This window comes from Arthrobacter sp. Bi83, from assembly GCF_918698095.1.
Lineage (GTDB): Bacteria > Actinomycetota > Actinomycetes > Actinomycetales > Micrococcaceae > Arthrobacter.
This window is the reverse complement of sequence record NZ_CAKKLY010000025.1, coordinates 56,429-72,260: the sequence shown is the minus strand read 5'-3', so window position 1 is coordinate 72,260 and position 15,832 is coordinate 56,429. Positions and strand designations below refer to the sequence as shown.

Genomic DNA, 15,832 nt, shown 5'->3' with positions numbered 1-15,832 from the left:
GCGTCCGGCCCTCCCGCCGTAAAAGCATGCGCCGAGGGCGCCGTGCCGGACTCTTGGCGGAAAACGTCCTAGCGGACGGGCTCGACGTCGTTCGCGTGGTCGAGCGGCGCGGTCACGGCGGCCCCTGGTTCCGTCTGGCGGCCGGATCCCCTGAGCTCGTCGAGCCGGACCAGCACCACGCCGCCGACGATGAGTACCCCGCCGACCAGCTGGATCGCTCCCGGCAGTTCCCCCAGCAGCATCCACGCCCAGATCACGGCAAACAGCACCTCTGTGAGGGAGACGAAGGAGGCCACCTTGGAGCCCAGGGCGCGGGCCGCCATGATTCCCGATACATAGGCCACGACGGTTGCGAGCACCACGAGGCCACCCAGCGAAACCCACCACGGCGTGGTCCAGGGTCCCAGTTTCGTGTCGGCAGTGCTGAAGGCCATGGGCAGCAGGCCTGTGGCTGCCGCCAGCCACATGACTGCGGCCCCGACAAGAAGCCCGCCCGAGGCCAGCACGATCGGCGGAAGCGTGTCGTTTTCCTTTGCCGTGATGAAGAAGTAGATGGCCAGGCAGACGGCTGCCGCCATCCCCCAGAGCACGCCGACGACGTCAACCTTCACGGCACCGGTAAGGTCCAGCACCAGGGCCAGTCCGCCGAGCGACAGCAGGGTACCGGCGATGGTGAGGGGCCGCGGGCGCCTCCGGCTCGCTGCCCAGAGCCACAGCACGATGAGCACCGGGGCGAGGTACTCCAGCAGCAGAGCCACGCCCACGGAGAGCCGGGAAACCGCGTTGAAGTAGAACAGCTGGCACGCCGCCACGCCGATCAGGCCAAACAGCACGATGGTCAGCCAGTTCTCCCGCAGCTGGTGCCAGCGTCCGCGGAGTGCCGGGATGGCAGGGATCGCAAGGATGATGGCTGCGCCGGTCAGCCGGGCCGTGACTGCGGCGCCAGGGGTCCAGCCGGTTTCCAGGAGTGCTTTCGCGAATGATCCGGAAAGCCCGAACACGGCCGAGGAAAAGAGGGCCGTGCCGAGGCCTGACGCCATGAAGCCCCGCGCGCGGGCGGCTGCCGGGGCGGCCGGAGAGATCGAGGGGCCTGCCTGGAGCGGCATCTTGGCACGGTTGCTGGCTGCAGGCACAGCTGCCTCCTGTCAGGAGTAAAGTGGGGTATTGGTCATGACATTACGCCGGGCACTGTAAGGAGTCAAGATGGTTTTTGCCCCTGACACGGAGGTGGCGCTGCGCACCGCGGTGAACCTGATTAACAGCGCGGCAAACGGGGAGGAAAAGCTCGCCACCGTGACGGACCTGGACCAGTTCCTGGCGGCGGAGGGCTTCACCGGGTCGCGGACGAAGGACGCTGCCGAACTGGCGAGCGTGCAGGCTCTCCGGACGGAGCTCGCAAGGCTCTGGACGGCCGACGAAGATACAGCCGTGGAGGGGGTAAACCGCCTCCTGCGCGAGGCGCATGCCCTGCCCCAGCTCCTTAAGCACGACCAGTGGGACTGGCACCTTCACGCCACCACACGCGAGGCGCCGCTGGCGTACAGAATGGGCACGGAGGCAGCCATGGCACTGGTGGACGTGATCCGCAGCAAGGAAATGGACCGCATGCTTTTGTGCGCGGCCGATGACTGTGACGCCGTGGTTCTGGACCTCAGCCGCAACCGGTCAAAGAGGTATTGCGACACCGGCAACTGTGCCAACAGGGCGCATGTGGCAGCCTATCGGGCGCGCCGGGCGGCAGGGGAGTAGGCGGATAGGTGCGACGGCGGCGCTAGGGGGTTTCGCCGTCGGGGTTTGAACTGTCAGCGGAGCGGGGAGTACTTGGCGGCGTCTGCGGGCCGGGGCCGCCGTAGCCATGGGACGGCCGCTTGGCCGAGCTGAGGTTCACGCCGGATCCCTTGCCCAGGTGCGCGGCGTTGTCCTTGTAGCTCATGGACAGCATGGCCGCGATGACAAGGGTGACAATGAATGCGATGCCGGCGCCCGTGAAAGCGAGGTCGAACCGCGGCGAGTGGGCACTGCCGCCCGAGGCGAAGATCAGCACGCCGAAAAAGGCCACAACACCCCAGAAGGCTGAGAACATCAGCGGTCCCTTAACCGAGGTCCGCGGATTGCGCGGTTGTCCTGGCATCTGGTTTGCCACGGTGTGTCCTCCCATGCGGGCGGCAGCGACACGGCCCACCCGTTTTGATGTGTGATTGTTCTACAAGGAGTAGAACCCTTACCTCTAGTTTACGGCCTTCGCGGTGGCCGTCCTCGCATCGTGCCTGAGCGAAAGGCCCGCAAGGATCCAAAGCACGCCCGAGATGATGGCGCCTCCGCCGGCAACCCCCAGCAGGGCGTGGGGACCAAGCGGGATAAAGAACGGCAGTGCGGCGGCAGTCCCAAGACCGACAAAGCCGGAGGTGACCCAGTCGCGGGCCAGGGTGTGGCGGCGCCGGAACCTCAGGCCCAGGTATAGTTCAGCGGCGCCCGCGAGGCCGATTCCGAGGGCCGCGATGACGCCGAAGAGCAGGCTCCCCTGCAGGATCAGCAGAGTGACGCCGGCGCCGATCAGGATGGATGCCGCCGCGGACATGGTCCTGCCGGGAGCCACGTCCCGGCGAAGGCCGGCCAGGGGGATGCCCCAGAGCAGCACGGCACCGGTAGCCAGAAGGTACAGCCCGCCGGCGAATCCCATTCCGGCCACGGAGGGCGCCGCCCAAAAAACGGTCACCGCACCGAAGGCCAGCGCCGCCGCCGCGCGGAGCAGCACGGGCTTCCACAGCTCCGCTTGGTGGGCAGTCACGGATGCCGGCTCGGCTGGGTTCACGGGGGAAGTCACCGCTCCAGTTTAGTGCGCCCCTGTGCAGCGTCGAACCTGTGCGGCGTCGAACCTGTGGGGAACGGGGCTCAGGAGCCCAGCACCATCCAGCGGTCCGTACGGGCCCGAAGCCCAAGAGTCACAGCCCTGGCCAGCATGTACCCCAGCGAAAAGGCAGCCCACACCCATACGAGCGCCGCGGCACCGCCTGCGCCCGCGAACGGGACCGCCAGGAGCAACGGGACGTACACCGCAAGGTTTATGACGCCGGCAATCGCCAGGTATTTCGCGTCGCCGGCCCCGATCAGCACGCCGTCGAGGACGAACACGTAGCCGGCGATCGGCTGCCCTGCGGCCAGCACCCAGAGTGCGAGCGTGAGCACGGACCGGACTCCTTCGTCGGAGGTGAACAGGGCGCCGGCAAAGGGGGCCGCCACCGCGAGCAGCACGCCGGTCACCACGCCAAAACCGGTGCCCCAGCGGATCATGGTGCGGGTCAGCAGCCGTGCCTTCGCCGGCTTGGAGGCGCCCAGCTCCTTGCCGATGAGAGCCTGCGCGGCAATCGCCAGGGCGTCCAGCGCGAAAGCCAGGAACGTAAACATGGTCATGGCCAGCTGGTGTGCCGCGAGGTTCACGGCACCCTGGGCGGTGACCACCAGCACGGTGGCCAGGATGGCGATCCGCAGACTGAGCGTCCGGAGCATCAGCCAGGAGCCCACCCTCGTCATGGACCGGATCCCGTGCCAGTCGGGCAGCAGGGAAACGCCGTGGTTTCGGGCGCTGCGCTGGACCATCACCAGGTACACGGCAGCCATGGCCCACTGCGCGATGCTGGTGCCCACAGCCGATCCGGTCACCGACCAGCCCAGGCCGTAAACCAGTACGAGGTTCAGCGCAACGTTCACGGTGAAGCCCGCGGTGGCCACCACCAGCGGGGTGCGGGTGTCCTGAAGTCCCCGCAGGACCCCCGTTCCTGCGAAGATCAGGAGCATCGCCACCAGCCCGGGCATGGACCAGCGCAGGTAGTCCACGGCGAACTGCCGGACGTCGCCGCCGGCACCCATGAGCCCCACCAGGGGTTCGGCCGCAAGGAAGCCCGCCACGGCCAGGACGGCGCCGAGCAGCAGGGCGAGCCAGACGCCGTCTCGTCCGGCGGCGAGTGCCTTGGCGAACTGGCCGTCGCCAACCGCCCGCGCCACTGCGGGGGTGGTGGAGTAGGCAAGGAACACCATCAGGCCCACCGCCGTGTGAAGCACAGCGGAGGCCAGACCCACGCCGGCCAACTGGGACACGCCGAGGTGACCCACGATGGCCGAATCGGCGAGCAGGAAGAGCGGCTCGGCGATGAGCGCTCCGAATGCGGGCACGGCGAGCCGCAGGATTTCGCGGGAATGGCTCGCTGGTTTCAGGTCCGAAACAGCGGTCGCAGGTGAGTCAGGCACGGTTTCAGCCTAGCGGCCGCCCCAACGAATGGTCCCCCGGAGCGCTGCGGGCAGGCCGCAGGCTGCCTTGCGGCGGGGCGGCCGCAGGCTGCCGGTAGGATTTCTGCAGTGCCCCTGACTGAGTCCCTCCCCCAGCCCGTTACCGTCTCCGTTGCCCGCACTGTGCTCCCCGGCCGTACGCGCCAGGCCAGTGCCTGGGCCCATGCCGGCCAGGAACTCGCCCGCGAATGGCCCGGCTACCTCGGATCCGGCTGGGTCCGCTCGGCGGCCGATTCGGATGAGTGGCACATGCTGTACCGTTTTGCCGATGCCGACCTCCTCAACGACTGGGAGCAGTCCGAGGAACGGCGCTGGTGGATCGACAGCGCCTCAGGCCTCGTGGAGATCACTCGGGTTGAGCGCCGCACGGGGATTGAGGGCTGGTTCGCGCAACAGGGCGACGTCCACCTTGCCGTTCCCGAAACCGTGGTGCCTCCCCGGTGGAAGCAGATGGTCAGCATCTTCCTGCCGTTCTTTCCGCTCAGCCTGCTGGCTAATTTCCTGCTTCACCCGGTGACCCAGGGCTGGCCGCTTGTCTTCCAGGTGCTGCTGGCCACCTGCCTCCTGACGCCGCTCATGACCTACATCTTCCTTCCCGTCACCACCCGGCTGCTGGGCCCGTGGCTCCGGAAGATGCGCTGACGGGGCGGACTTCCGCTGCGCGGCGGGCTCAGAGAATGTGGGAAAAGCCACAGCGCGTCACATTTAGTTGACACTTCAACCAATGACACGAGACAGTGGAATGGAAGCCGGCGATCCGATCGCCCGCTCATACGACCGAACGCAACCGATACGAACGGTGAAAATTTTCCATGAACCAGTCCACCCTTGCCACCACAGCCCTCACGATCCTGCGCGTCATTGTCGGATTCCTGTTCGCAGCCCACGGCTGGCAGAAGTTCAACGAGTTCACCATCGCCGGCACGCAGGCATCATTCACCAAGATGGGGATTCCTGCAGCTGAGGCCGCTGCCCCCATCGTGGCCACCCTTGAACTGGTGGGCGGTGTCGCACTGATCCTCGGGGTCCTGGCCCGGGTCTTCGCTGCACTGCTGGCCCTGGACATGCTCGGCGCGCTCTTCCTGGTTCACGCCCCGGCAGGCGTTTTCGCTGCCAACGGCGGCTACGAACTGGTCCTCCTGCTGGCCGCGGCCGCCCTCGCCGTAGCACTCGCCGGTGCGGGGCGCCTCTCGCTTGACCGCGCCCTCTTCGGCCGCCCCGGCTCGAAGCTGAACGTCCTCGCCTAGTCTTCCCCGGCAAAACGTCTTCTTCGAAAAAGGGCGACGGCGGCTGCGCACTTCGGTGCGCAGCCGCCGTCTTTCGTTGGACCTCCTCGAGGAACGGGTCTGGAGCCTTAGCCCGTAACGCCAGTCAGCTCGTCCGGAGCGTGTTCCAGCCCGCCTGTCCGGGCAGCCTTCGAGCTCCACCCCGCCCACAGACTCAAGAGTGGCCGCATCCAGCTAAGTGGCGTTTTAGAGATGCCCACCGGCGCTGCCCGGTCCGCTTGTGGCGTGCGGTGCAGCGTTTGTGTCGGTCCGGCTGCTGCGCGGCGCCCGGCGTCAGTAAGATCGCAGCATGAGCGAGACTGCGGCGAATTCCGTGACCCTCCGATTCCTTGCGGCCCCCACCGACGTCGGCCACAGCGGTTCCGTGGACGCCGGAACGGTCCTGGAGTGGGTGGACAAGGCTGCCTACGCAGCCGCCGTCGGATGGGCCAAGTCCTATTGCGTCACCGCCTACGTGGGCAACATCCACTTTGCGGACCCCGTGAACAGCGGCGACATGGTGGAAGTCACCGCCACTATCGTCTACACCGGCCGGTCCTCCATGCACATCCGCACTGTTGTTTCCTCAGGCGATCCCAAGGGCGGCCCGGCCACCATGCGGAGTCAGTGCATGGTGATCTTCGTGGCCGTGGGCGAGGACGGAAAACCCACCCCCGTCAAGCAGTTCGAGCCCACCACGGCGGAGGAACTCGAACGACGCGACCACGCCCTGGCCCGGATCAAGATCCGTGAACAGATCGTGGAAGCCATGAACGCACAGGAATATACGGACGCAGGCACCGCGGAGCGCGTTGTGCTGCGGTTTATGGCCGCACCCACTGACGTCAACTGGGGCGGGAAGGTCCACGGCGGCATCGTCATGAAGTGGATCGACGAAGCCGCGTACGTCTGCGCATCGCGCTACTGCGGCAAGGACACCGTGGCAGTGTTCTCCGGCGGGGTGCGGTTCTACCGCCCGCTGCTGATAGGGCATGTGGTGGAAGTGGAGGCACGGCTCGTCTACACCGGCACCAAAGGCATGCACGTGGCGGTACATGTCCGCTCGGGCGATCCCAAAAGCGGCGAACTCAACCTCACCACCTACTGCCTCACGGTGATGGTGGCCCGGGACGCCGAGGGCACCTCGGTACCCATCCCCGAATGGGTCCCGGTCTCTGACGAGGACAAGCGCCTCCAGGCGCATGCCCGCCACCTTCTGGAAATCCGTGCAGCGGCGCCGGGAAACCGTCTGCCGAACCACCTCCTGCAGCAGAGGGCGTAGCAGGCGCTCCGGCTAGAACCCGCCGCCTCCGGCGTCTGCTGCCATATTGGCGAAGCGGGAGTAGTGACCCTGGAAGGCGACCACGATGTCCTTGGTGGGGCCGTTACGGTGCTTGGCGATCAGGATGTCCGCCTCGCCGGCGCGCGGCGACTCCTTGTCATAGACGTCCTCGCGGTGGAGCAGGATGACCATGTCCGCGTCCTGCTCGATGGAACCCGACTCACGGAGGTCCGAGACCATGGGCCGCTTGTCCTGTCGCTGCTCGGAACCACGGTTCAACTGGGACAGGGCAATGACGGGGACCTGGAGCTCCTTGGCCAGCAGCTTCAAGGCACGGGAGAACTCCGAGACTTCCTGCTGGCGGGACTCAACCTTCTTGCCGGAGCTCATGAGCTGCAGGTAGTCGAGGATAACCAGCTTGAGGTCATGCTGCTGCTTGAGGCGGCGGCACTTGGCACGGATCTCCATCAGGGACATGTTGGGGCTGTCGTCGATGAACAGCGGGGCATCATTCATCCGGCCCATTGTGGTGGCGATCTTGGACCACTGCTCGTCCTTGATCGTGCCCTTGCGGAGGTCCTGCAGGCCGATGGTGGCCTCCGCCGAAAGAAGTCGCATGGCAATCTCGTTCCGGCCCATTTCCAGGGAGAACATGACGGTGGCCAGATTGTTCTTGATGGCAGCGGACCGGGCAAAGTCCAGGGCGAACGTGGACTTACCCACAGCAGGGCGGGCGGCGATGACGATCATCTGCCCCGGGTGCAGACCGTGGGTCAACTCATCCAGTTCGTAGAAGCCCGTGGGCACGCCCGTCATGCCCTCGCCGCGGTGGCCCGAAGCTTCGATCTCGTCCACCGTGGATTCCATGACGTCCTTGAGGACCACGTAGTCCTCTGCAGTGCGCCGTTCGGCTACGGCGTAGATCTCAGCCTGGGCCTGGTTGACAAGGTCTTCGACTTCGCCGTCGGATCCGTAGCCCAGCTGGACGATCTTGGTGCCGGCGTTGACCAGCCGCCGCAGGACTGCGCGCTCGGCCACGATTTCCGCGTAGTATCCCGCGTTGGCAGCGGTGGGGACTGTCTGGATGAGCTCGTGCAGGTAGGCCGGACCGCCGATTCTGTTGATCTCGCCGCGCTTGGTCAGCTCGTCCGAAACCGTCACCGCATCCGCGGGTTCGCCGCGGCCATAAAGGTCGATGACGGCCTCGTAGATGGTCTCGTGGGCGGGGCGGTAGAAGTCCTGGCCCCGAAGGATCTCCACCACATCAGCGATGGCGTCTTTGGAGAGCATCATGCCGCCAAGCACGGACTGTTCGGCAGGAATGTCCTGTGGAGGCTTGCGGCTGCCTTCGGATCCGCGGGTGCCCTCGATTGAGTCCAGGTGCGTAACTGACAAAGCTGCCGTCCTCCATAGTGTCCGCAGTCCCCTGATGGAGGCCTGCGGCAAGTCTGCCGTGTGCCGTTGAACGCGCGTTTCCGCGAAAGCTGCAGCGCCGGCTAATGAAAAGTTGTACCAGCCAGCCCTGACAATTTAAGCCGGAAGCCGTGGCCTCGGCCGACGCCTCATCCACAGGTTTTCCACAGGGCACCGCGGATTATCCGAAACCCTGAAATGGGGGCCCCGGTCCGGTTGGCTGATGTGGAGCGCATGTCCCGATTCGGTGTCTCCGCTACGTTAGCGCCCGCCGGGCAACGCACAAAGCCCGGAGTTTTGCACGTCTGTGGATAACCTGTGCACAATGGGCCGCTGCTTGTGCACAGTCTGTGGGCGAAGGTGTGGATATCAAATTTCTTTCACGCCTATATGCAGCCTGACCTGCGGAAACGCCCGTCGAGGCCTGTGGACTCAAAATTCTTTTCTTGAACCTTCATCCACAGCCGGAACGCCGCGACTGGGGATACTCGCCGGTAATTTCCGCGTGTTGACCGCCGGGGATGGGCGGAATGTGATCATTATCGCGAACGCTCCCCGAACCGCTCCACGCCGGGCTGCGACGTTCGGCCACGTTCGGCCCGACAGGACCGCCGCATGCGTACCGCTGCATATGCTGTGGATAACGACTAACTGGCCTAAGCTCTATCTATGGGCGACGTTCTGATAGCCATAGTGCCTGTCCTCGTTCTGGCGGCGGTCCTTTGGGCCCTCTCCACGGCACTGAAGCCGCGCGACACCGGAATGTCGGAGGCCGACCGCTACCAGTTGGATCTGGCCAGGCGCTCACAGGCCCACTATGCGGCCCAGGTGCAGGCTGCGACGGCCGCGCGTGCACGGGTTGATGCGGCGACGCGTCCCAGCCAGAACGAGCAGCAGCAGACCCAACAGAACGATCACGCCCGGGCCGCGCTTCTGGCTCAGGCGGCCTCTGGTCCCGCCTCAGGCCACCCTGGCTACCAGGGGTACGTCCTGCCCGGGGGGCAGGTCAACGCGCAGTTGGCGCTCCAGCTGCAGTCGATGGCGCGTAACGGGCAAAAGCTCCAGGCCATCAAGCTCCTGCGCCAGGCAACGCACTCCGACCTTTTGACCGCCAAGCAATACGTAGATCGGCTTTAGAACCATGGAACCGCTCGTGATCCCCGTCCTGATCCTCGTGGCCGTCGCCGTCGCCCTGGCCTTCGCCGTCCGGGCATGGAACCGCCGCCAGCGGACTGCCGTCGGGCCGGCGCAAGCACCGCCGGACTCTGTCGAACTGGCCAGGGCGGCTGCGACCAAGCTGTCCGAGGACGAACACCGGAGGCTTTATGCGCTGATCGCGCAGGGACAGGCCATGGCTGCCATAAAGCTCTACTACGAGGTGTCAGGTCTCGGCCTTCGGGCCTCGCGGGACGCCGTGGCGGCCTTGGCTGCCCACCCCCAGCCATTCCATACCCCGGCGGCGGAGGCCAGCGAACCAGACCCCGACGACGAAACGCCGCAGCGGTTCCCCTACCGGTACCGGGCAATCGCGAGCAAGGGCGACGTCACGCGGGAAGTCAGCAGCAACATGCTGAACGACGAGATTTACGGCCGTATCCGGACCCTGGCCAAAAGCGGTAACACGGAGGCGGCGGCCACCGCCCTCTCCAGGCATTCGGACATCACCATGAAGCAGGCCCGCGAATTCATCGCGCTGTTGGACGACTGATCGTCCAAGTGGAGGACACGCCGCATTTCTGGGGCGTCTGACCGCTGAGTCTTCCTGCGCGGGCCAACGTCGCGCAGAACCCGCAAACGGTCAGAAATCGAAGAGGTCGCCCAGCCATCCTTCCTTCTTTTTTGGCCGCCGCCCGTCGTACTCGCGGTCATAGCCCTTGCCGTAGCCACGGTCGTCATAACGGGGCTTGTCGTAACCGGGCTTGTCATAGTTCGGCTGCTCATACCGGGGCCGTTCCCGCGGTGCCTCGTGGTTCTGGTACAGGGGAGGCGGGACCATGCCCGGAGCTGGCGGAGCCGGTACTGGCGGCGCCGCAGGCGCGCCCGCTCCCCCGAACGAGTCGGCCGCACGGTCAATGATCTTGTCCAGCTCCCCTCGGTCAAGCCATACGCCGCGGCACTGGGGGCAGTAATCAATCTCCACTCCACTGCGTTCGCTCATGATCAGGTCTACGGAATCAACAGGACACTTCATGACCGGCACAACGAGCGGGTCCCGGGAATAGTTCACCGGTCCGCACCACTACCGCGCGGCGGATATCCCGGCCAGCAGCTGTTCAAAAGGCAGCGACTCCAGGGGCGCCTGCTTCCTGCCGGGCTGCACCCCGTCCAGCAGGCCGGCAAACTCGCCCGCCGCCCGCCCGATTCGCGCCGAAAGGGGAGAGCCGCCGTCGTCCGTGTTCCCCCAGTCCTGGGGGCCGGCAAAGACGGCCGTCGGAGCCACCCTGGTGCGGAGGTAGCTGAACAGTGGGCGCATGGCGTACTCGAGGACCATCTGGTGGCGGTCGGTTCCGCCCGTGGCGCCCAGCAGCACAGCCTTCCCGTCCAGTGACTTGGGGTCCAGCACGTCGATGAAGGACTTGAAGAGGCCGCTGTACGAGGCGCTGAAGACAGGCGTGACCGCGATGATTCCGTCGGACGCCTCCACCCCGGCGATAACCTCTGCGAGGCGCGGAGCCGCGTAGCCGGCGACGAAGTTGTTGGCGATGTCCACGGCCAGATCGCGGAGTTCCACCACATCAACGGTCACCTCGTACCCGGCTGCCTCAAGCTGTTGGCTGGCGGCGCCGGCCAACTGGTCGGCCAGCAGCCTGCTCGACGACGGAACCCCCAGGCCGGCGGACAGAACGGTTATGCGGCGGGTCTCCACGGTGATCTCCTCAGGGTCGACTGTCGGCGACAGTGCATGCGTTTGCATCTACTCCCTCAACCCGGGCCCTTCCGTGTTTATTCCGGACTTCGGAGTTGGTGGCGGCGCTGCGGAGTGCGGGCCGTTCAGTTCGCGAACTATCAGCGCCGGCAGCAAGGCGACTTACACTGCCTCCATGGCGGAAAACAAGACGCAAGTAACCGGCGCCTCGGTGGATGAGTTCCTGGCCGGTGTGGAACATCCTGTCCGGCGCCAGGACGGCCTCCGGCTGCGGGCCCTCATGGCGGAGCTGACCGGCGAGGAACCCGAGATGTGGGGGCCCACCATCGTGGGATTCGGCAGGTACCACTACAAATACGACAGCGGGCGGGAAGGCGATGCCGCGGCGGTCGGATTCTCTCCGCGCAAAGCCAGCCTGTCCCTGTACGGTTTGAGCGCGGCACCGGAAGCCCCTGAACTCCTCGCGAGGCTGGGCAACCACAAGATGGGTGCCGGCTGCGTGTACGTCAACAAGCTCGAGGACATCGATGAAACCGCACTGGCTGAACTGATCCGGGCGGGTTACCGCTACTACACCACCGTGGTCCAACGCCACTGAACCGACCGTGACGGAAAGCGAAAGCCCCCGTTGTCGGGTTCCCGGGGGAACCGACAGCGGGGGCTTTCAGCAGTTCAGGACTGCGCAGCGATCTGGCTTAGAGCCGGAAAGACTACTTGCCTGCGACTACGTCGAGTTCGATCACAGCGGCAACGTCGTCGTGCAGACGGACGTTGGCCTGGTAGGAACCGACCGACTTGATGTGCGTCGGCAGTTCAACCTTGCGCTTGTCGATGCGGCCAAGGCCAGCGGCCTCAACAGCGTCAGCAACGTCGGCCTGCTTGACCGTGCCGAACAGGCGGCCGCTTTCGCCAGCCTTGACGACCAGCTTGACCGGCTTGGCGGACAGCGCAGCGGCCTGCTTCTGAGCATCTTCCAGGGAAGCGTGCTCGCGGGCGACGCGGGCAGCCTTGATGGACTCAACCTGCTTCTCGCCACCCTTGGACCAGGTCAGAGCGAAGCCGCGGGGCAGCAGGTAGTTACGTGCGTAACCGTCCTTGACCTCGATAACGTCGCCTGCAGCACCGAGACCGGTTACTTCGTGGGTCAGAATGAGCTTTGCCATGTTAGTTAATCCCTTCCTTAGCCGCGGCCAGCGCCGGAGTAAGGCAGCAGAGCAACTTCGCGGGCGTTCTTGATTGCCTGGGCGATCTTGCGCTGTTCCTGCACCGTGACGCCGGTGACGCGACGGGCGCGGATCTTTCCGCGGTCGGAGATGAACTTGCGCAGCAATGCTACGTCCTTGTAGTCGATGACGGTGATGTCAGCGGCCTTCAAGGGGTTGGACTTTGGTTTGGGCTTACGGAGTTCAGCCTTAGCCATCGTGGAGCTCCTATTCTTTGGAGCCCGTGGACATTGATCCACGGGATGGTGGTGGTCCGACGGCGGCGGTGACCAAAACGTGCCATATGGCACGCTTCAGGGGTTGCCGGCGTAGAACCTTTGATGTGTTTATTTAGAAGGGAGGTTCGGAATCCGGGCCGTTGCCCCAGCCGCCGCCTGCATTGCTGACCCCGGGCGTGGCCCAAGGGTCTTCCTGCGCTGCGGGCTGGTTGCCACCCCAGGTTCCGCCGGTGTTGCCGCCCTGGTTTGCACCCTGGCCGCCACCGAATCCACCGCCGCTGTTGCCGCCGCCGAAGCCGCCCTGTCCACCCTGACCGCCGGAGCGCTGGGTGCGGTTGACCTTGGCGTTGGCGTAGCGCAGGCTCGGGCCGATTTCATCGACCTCGAGCTCTATAACGGTGCGCTTTTCGCCCTCTTTTGTTTCGTAGGAACGGCTCTTCAGTCGGCCGGAAACGATCACGCGCATGCCCTTTGTCAGGGACTCGGCGACGTTTTCAGCTGCTTCGCGCCACACCGATGCGCGGAGGAACAGGGTTTCCCCGTCCTTCCACTCATTGGACTGGCGGTCAAAAGTGCGGGGCGTAGAAGCGATGGTGAAGTTCGCTACTGCCGAACCTGACGGTGTGAACCTCAGTTCGGGATCATTGGTGAGATTACCGATGACCGTAATAGTGGTTTCGCCTGCCATCTACTGCCTCCTTGTTCGTTCCTGCGGGGTAAAGAATGAATGCCGGGAGCTGAAATTACTCAGCAACGACCTTCTGCTCTTCGGGGCGGGTGATCTTGGTGCGCATGATGGTCTCATTGAGACTCAGCTGGCGGTCAAGTTCCTTGGCGGTTTCCGGCTTGGCGGTGAAGTTCACCACGGCGTAGATACCTTCGGACTTCTTCTTGATGTCGTAAGCGAGGCGACGGCGGCCCCAGATGTCGACCTTTTCGATGGTTCCACCATCGTTGGTGATGACATTCAGGAACTTCTGAAGCGACGGCTCTACGGTACGCTCTTCGACCTCGGGGTCGATGATTACCATCAATTCGTAAGGACGCATATGTGAACCCACCTCCTTTGGGCTAAGCGGTTACGGCATTTCCGTAACAGGAGGTTCATTTGCGGTGCCGTGCAGGCCAGGCTCCAAAACGGAGGCAGGGCGCAGCACAGACTTCAATATCTTAGTGCATCGGGGAGGGATTCCGCGATTCGTGCTCTGACTCGAGGCTAACGTGCTGCTGCCGGCGGGTGCAGCAGCAGAGACTCCTATGTGGAAAACGTGACGCCCGTACTGACCGGCGCTGCACCCCGGGGAAGACGGCCACGGTTCCAGCCACATGACGGCCGGCTGTGGATAAATCACGCCCAAGCAAATACTGGAGCCATGACGATTCTGAAATCGGTCCTGCTGTTCGCCCTTGCCGCGGCCGCGGAAATCAGTGGCGCCTGGCTGATCTGGCAGGCTGTGCGGGAGGACAGGGCATGGTGGTGGGCCGGACTCGGCGTCGTGGCCCTGGGGATCTACGGATTTGTGGCCGCGTTCCAGCCCGACGCCAATTTTGGCCGTGTCCTGGCTGCCTACGGCGGCGTATTCATCGTGGGCTCGTTGGCTTGGGGCGTGATCCTGGACAGCTTCAGGCCAGATCGCTGGGACCTCATCGGCGCCGCTGTGTGCCTCGCGGGCGTGGCTTTGATCATGTTCGCGCCGCGACAGGGCTGACTGCTGTTCACCCGCCGACGGCAACGCAAAACCGTCCGCCCGGCGGGCCTTAACGGCACACCGGGCGGACGGTTCGGGTATTCAAGCTGCGCGATGCAACCGCGGACTACGACGTCGGCTCTGCGCCCACGCTGGCCGCTTCGGTTTCCGGAACGGCGGCTTCCAGAGGGCCGCTTTCCGCGTTGCCCCTGCGGTAACGCCATACGCCGATGCCGACCACGACCGCAGCGAGGCCGACTGACAGCAGGAGTGACTCCCTGGTGGATTCGAGAATCACCATGCCGATGATGAGCGCGACGATGCTGCCGATGGCCAACCACGTCAGGTAGGGGAACAGCCACATCTTCAGGGCAAGGTCCTTGGCGGCGGAACCCATCCGGCGGCGCAGGATCAGCTGCGACACTGCAATGACCAGCCAGACGAACAGCGCGATGGCACCGGAGGTGTTCACCAGAAACAGGAACACGGTGTCCGGAGCGATGTAGTTCAGGCCCACGGTAATGAAGCCCACCACGGTGGAGGCCAGAACAGCCGCGGCCGGCACGCCGCGGCGGGAGATCTTCATCCAGGACTTCGGGGCATCCCCGCGCCGGGAGAGTGAGAAGAGCATCCGACTGGCCGTGTAGAGGCCGGAGTTCAGGCAGGACAGCACGGACGTGAGCACAACGATGTCCATGATGGTGCCGGCGCCGGGGATGCCGAACAGTTCGATCACCGCAACATACGGGCTTTTGGCGACGTTGGCTGAGTTCCACGGCAGCAGGGTGACAACAATGGCAATGGAGCCGATGTAGAAGACCAAGATGCGCCAGACGGTGGACTTCACGGCCTTCTTCACGGCATCCACGGGGTTCTCGGACTCGCCGGCGGCGATGGTGGCGATTTCGGCGCCGAAGAAGGAGAAGACCACCACGAGGATGCCGGCGAGCACCGCTCCCGGCCCGTTCGGCAGGAAGCCGCCGTTGTCGGTCAGGTTGCTCAGTCCCGGTGCCGGAACGCCGGGGACCAGGCCCAGGATGGCTGCCACACCAAAGAGCAGGAAGAGGACAATGGCCGCGACCTTGATGGAGGCAAACCAGAACTCGAACTCACCGTAGGACTTCACCGAGCCAAGGTTGGTCAGTGTCAGCAGGACCATGAGGAGCAGGGCCCAGATCCACTGGTCGATGCCGGGAACCCAGCGGTGCATGATGGCGGCACCGGCGGTCGCCTCGATTCCGAGCACGATGATCCAGAACCAGGCGTAGAGCCAGCCGATGCTGAAGCCTGCCCAACTGCCCAGAGCCTTGTCGGCGTACGTGGAGAAGGATCCGGTCTCGGGATTGGCGGCAGCCATCTCACCCAGCATCCGCATCACCAGGATGACCACGATTCCGGCGGCCGTGTAGGCAAGCAGGATGCCCGGTCCTGCCTGCTGGATTGCGGCACCGGAGCCGACGAACAGCCCTGCGCCAATGACCCCGGCGATGGCGATCATGGACAGGTGGCGGGGTTTCAGGGATTTCGAGAGTTGCTGGTCAGCGTGCATGAATGCGCCGTCCTCTTGTTGATTTCAGATCTTGGGTGTGGGCC

Annotated in this window: 20 protein-coding genes; 8 read left to right on the top strand and 12 right to left on the bottom strand. The window is 65.0% G+C overall.

Going from position 1 to position 15,832, the window contains the following annotated elements; translation table 11 throughout:
* Positions 1-68: 68 nt before the first annotated feature.
* Positions 69-1,106, bottom strand: coding sequence for an EamA family transporter (locus tag LQ144_RS13240; protein WP_230119169.1), 1,038 nt, complete (start codon positions 1,104-1,106; stop codon positions 69-71).
* Positions 1,107-1,203: 97 nt separating this feature from the next.
* Here LQ144_RS13240 and LQ144_RS13235 point away from each other — a divergent pair, with 97 nt between their 5' ends.
* Positions 1,204-1,749, top strand: a complete 546-nt coding sequence (locus LQ144_RS13235; protein WP_230119165.1) for a CGNR zinc finger domain-containing protein — start codon at positions 1,204-1,206, stop codon at positions 1,747-1,749.
* A 22-nt stretch (positions 1,750-1,771) separates the two neighbouring features.
* Here LQ144_RS13235 and LQ144_RS13230 read toward each other — a convergent pair whose 3' ends face one another.
* From LQ144_RS13230 to LQ144_RS13220, 3 genes are all read right to left on the bottom strand, one after another.
* Positions 1,772-2,143, bottom strand: coding sequence for a hypothetical protein (locus LQ144_RS13230; protein ID WP_230119164.1), 372 nt, complete (start codon positions 2,141-2,143; stop codon positions 1,772-1,774).
* A gap of 84 nt (positions 2,144-2,227) precedes the next feature.
* Complete coding sequence (locus LQ144_RS13225) at positions 2,228-2,824, bottom strand: hypothetical protein (RefSeq protein ID WP_230119163.1); 597 nt, start codon at positions 2,822-2,824, stop codon at positions 2,228-2,230.
* Between the two features lie 68 nt (positions 2,825-2,892).
* Entirely contained in the window at positions 2,893-4,245 is a 1,353-nt protein-coding gene (locus tag LQ144_RS13220) for an MATE family efflux transporter (RefSeq protein WP_230119162.1), read from the bottom strand.
* A 108-nt stretch (positions 4,246-4,353) separates the two neighbouring features.
* Here LQ144_RS13220 and LQ144_RS13215 point away from each other — a divergent pair, with 108 nt between their 5' ends.
* The 3 genes from LQ144_RS13215 (at position 4,354) to LQ144_RS13205 (ending at position 6,831) form a co-directional block, all read left to right on the top strand.
* Positions 4,354-4,926 (top strand): antibiotic biosynthesis monooxygenase, encoded by a 573-nt coding sequence (locus LQ144_RS13215; protein WP_230119161.1) that lies wholly within the window; start codon positions 4,354-4,356, stop codon positions 4,924-4,926.
* 170 nt (positions 4,927-5,096) lie between these two features.
* Complete coding sequence (locus LQ144_RS13210) at positions 5,097-5,531, top strand: DoxX family protein (RefSeq protein WP_230119160.1); 435 nt, start codon at positions 5,097-5,099, stop codon at positions 5,529-5,531.
* Positions 5,532-5,859: 328 nt separating this feature from the next.
* Positions 5,860-6,831 (top strand): acyl-CoA thioesterase, encoded by a 972-nt coding sequence (locus LQ144_RS13205; RefSeq protein ID WP_230119159.1) that lies wholly within the window; start codon positions 5,860-5,862, stop codon positions 6,829-6,831.
* A 12-nt stretch (positions 6,832-6,843) separates the two neighbouring features.
* Here the strand turns inward: LQ144_RS13205 and dnaB are convergent, their stop codons facing one another.
* Complete coding sequence (dnaB, locus tag LQ144_RS13200; RefSeq protein WP_230119158.1) at positions 6,844-8,226, bottom strand: replicative DNA helicase; 1,383 nt, start codon at positions 8,224-8,226, stop codon at positions 6,844-6,846.
* 687 nt (positions 8,227-8,913) lie between these two features.
* Here dnaB and LQ144_RS13195 point away from each other — a divergent pair.
* Both LQ144_RS13195 and LQ144_RS13190 read left to right on the top strand, forming a co-directional pair.
* Entirely contained in the window at positions 8,914-9,381 is a 468-nt protein-coding gene (locus LQ144_RS13195; protein WP_230119157.1) for a hypothetical protein, read from the top strand.
* Positions 9,382-9,385: 4 nt separating this feature from the next.
* Positions 9,386-9,952, top strand: a complete 567-nt coding sequence (locus LQ144_RS13190; RefSeq protein ID WP_230119156.1) for a hypothetical protein — start codon at positions 9,386-9,388, stop codon at positions 9,950-9,952.
* Between the two features lie 90 nt (positions 9,953-10,042).
* Here the strand turns inward: LQ144_RS13190 and LQ144_RS13185 are convergent, their stop codons facing one another.
* Both LQ144_RS13185 and LQ144_RS13180 read right to left on the bottom strand, forming a co-directional pair.
* A complete protein-coding gene (locus LQ144_RS13185) occupies positions 10,043-10,435 on the bottom strand; it encodes a zf-TFIIB domain-containing protein (protein WP_290369767.1) in 393 nt (130 codons plus the stop codon).
* A 48-nt stretch (positions 10,436-10,483) separates the two neighbouring features.
* The gene (locus tag LQ144_RS13180) at positions 10,484-11,110 is read right to left on the bottom strand and encodes an FMN reductase (RefSeq protein ID WP_230119168.1); all 627 of its coding nucleotides are present in this window, start codon (positions 11,108-11,110) and stop codon (positions 10,484-10,486) included.
* Positions 11,111-11,285: 175 nt separating this feature from the next.
* On the opposite strand from LQ144_RS13180, the gene LQ144_RS13175 reads away from it, so the two are divergent.
* Positions 11,286-11,708: a DUF1801 domain-containing protein gene (locus LQ144_RS13175; protein ID WP_230119154.1), complete on the top strand. Its 423-nt coding sequence runs from the start codon at positions 11,286-11,288 to the stop codon at positions 11,706-11,708.
* 112 nt (positions 11,709-11,820) lie between these two features.
* Here the strand turns inward: LQ144_RS13175 and rplI are convergent, their stop codons facing one another.
* The 4 genes from rplI to rpsF form a co-directional block, all read right to left on the bottom strand.
* On the bottom strand, positions 11,821-12,273 hold the full coding sequence (gene rplI, locus LQ144_RS13170) for a 50S ribosomal protein L9 (RefSeq protein WP_230119153.1): 453 nt from the start codon (positions 12,271-12,273) through the stop codon (positions 11,821-11,823).
* Positions 12,274-12,290: 17 nt separating this feature from the next.
* On the bottom strand, positions 12,291-12,530 hold the full coding sequence (gene rpsR, locus LQ144_RS13165; protein ID WP_003800144.1) for a 30S ribosomal protein S18: 240 nt from the start codon (positions 12,528-12,530) through the stop codon (positions 12,291-12,293).
* Between the two features lie 133 nt (positions 12,531-12,663).
* Positions 12,664-13,239 (bottom strand): single-stranded DNA-binding protein, encoded by a 576-nt coding sequence (locus LQ144_RS13160; protein WP_018775330.1) that lies wholly within the window; start codon positions 13,237-13,239, stop codon positions 12,664-12,666.
* A gap of 55 nt (positions 13,240-13,294) precedes the next feature.
* Complete coding sequence (gene rpsF / locus LQ144_RS13155) at positions 13,295-13,600, bottom strand: 30S ribosomal protein S6 (protein ID WP_015939036.1); 306 nt, start codon at positions 13,598-13,600, stop codon at positions 13,295-13,297.
* A 324-nt stretch (positions 13,601-13,924) separates the two neighbouring features.
* Here rpsF and LQ144_RS13150 point away from each other — a divergent pair, with 324 nt between their 5' ends.
* Positions 13,925-14,260 carry a YnfA family protein gene (locus LQ144_RS13150; protein WP_230119152.1) on the top strand — a complete coding sequence of 112 codons (336 nt, stop codon included), beginning with the start codon at positions 13,925-13,927 and terminating at the stop codon, positions 14,258-14,260.
* A gap of 106 nt (positions 14,261-14,366) precedes the next feature.
* On the opposite strand, the gene LQ144_RS13145 is transcribed toward LQ144_RS13150, so the two are convergent.
* Positions 14,367-15,788, bottom strand: a complete 1,422-nt coding sequence (locus LQ144_RS13145; RefSeq protein WP_230119151.1) for an amino acid permease — start codon at positions 15,786-15,788, stop codon at positions 14,367-14,369.
* Positions 15,789-15,832: the final 44 nt, after the last annotated feature.

What these genes read in the sequence shown, in the direction of transcription:
- LQ144_RS13240 (WP_230119169.1), bottom strand. Translation starts at nt 1,106, where the DNA reads ATGCCGCTCCAGGCAGGCCCCTCGATCTCTCCGGCCGCCCCGGCAGCC.
- LQ144_RS13235 (WP_230119165.1), top strand. Translation starts at nt 1,204, where the DNA reads ATGGTTTTTGCCCCTGACACGGAGGTGGCGCTGCGCACCGCGGTGAAC.
- LQ144_RS13210 (WP_230119160.1), top strand. Translation starts at nt 5,097, where the DNA reads ATGAACCAGTCCACCCTTGCCACCACAGCCCTCACGATCCTGCGCGTC.
- LQ144_RS13205 (WP_230119159.1), top strand. Translation starts at nt 5,860, where the DNA reads ATGAGCGAGACTGCGGCGAATTCCGTGACCCTCCGATTCCTTGCGGCC.
- LQ144_RS13195 (WP_230119157.1), top strand. Translation starts at nt 8,914, where the DNA reads ATGGGCGACGTTCTGATAGCCATAGTGCCTGTCCTCGTTCTGGCGGCG.
- LQ144_RS13190 (WP_230119156.1), top strand. Translation starts at nt 9,386, where the DNA reads ATGGAACCGCTCGTGATCCCCGTCCTGATCCTCGTGGCCGTCGCCGTC.
- LQ144_RS13185 (WP_290369767.1), bottom strand. Translation starts at nt 10,435, where the DNA reads ATGAAGTGTCCTGTTGATTCCGTAGACCTGATCATGAGCGAACGCAGT.
- LQ144_RS13175 (WP_230119154.1), top strand. Translation starts at nt 11,286, where the DNA reads ATGGCGGAAAACAAGACGCAAGTAACCGGCGCCTCGGTGGATGAGTTC.
- rplI (WP_230119153.1), bottom strand. Translation starts at nt 12,273, where the DNA reads ATGGCAAAGCTCATTCTGACCCACGAAGTAACCGGTCTCGGTGCTGCA.
- rpsR (WP_003800144.1), bottom strand. Translation starts at nt 12,530, where the DNA reads ATGGCTAAGGCTGAACTCCGTAAGCCCAAACCAAAGTCCAACCCCTTG.
- LQ144_RS13160 (WP_018775330.1), bottom strand. Translation starts at nt 13,239, where the DNA reads ATGGCAGGCGAAACCACTATTACGGTCATCGGTAATCTCACCAATGAT.
- rpsF (WP_015939036.1), bottom strand. Translation starts at nt 13,600, where the DNA reads ATGCGTCCTTACGAATTGATGGTAATCATCGACCCCGAGGTCGAAGAG.
- LQ144_RS13150 (WP_230119152.1), top strand. Translation starts at nt 13,925, where the DNA reads ATGACGATTCTGAAATCGGTCCTGCTGTTCGCCCTTGCCGCGGCCGCG.
- LQ144_RS13145 (WP_230119151.1), bottom strand. Translation starts at nt 15,788, where the DNA reads ATGCACGCTGACCAGCAACTCTCGAAATCCCTGAAACCCCGCCACCTG.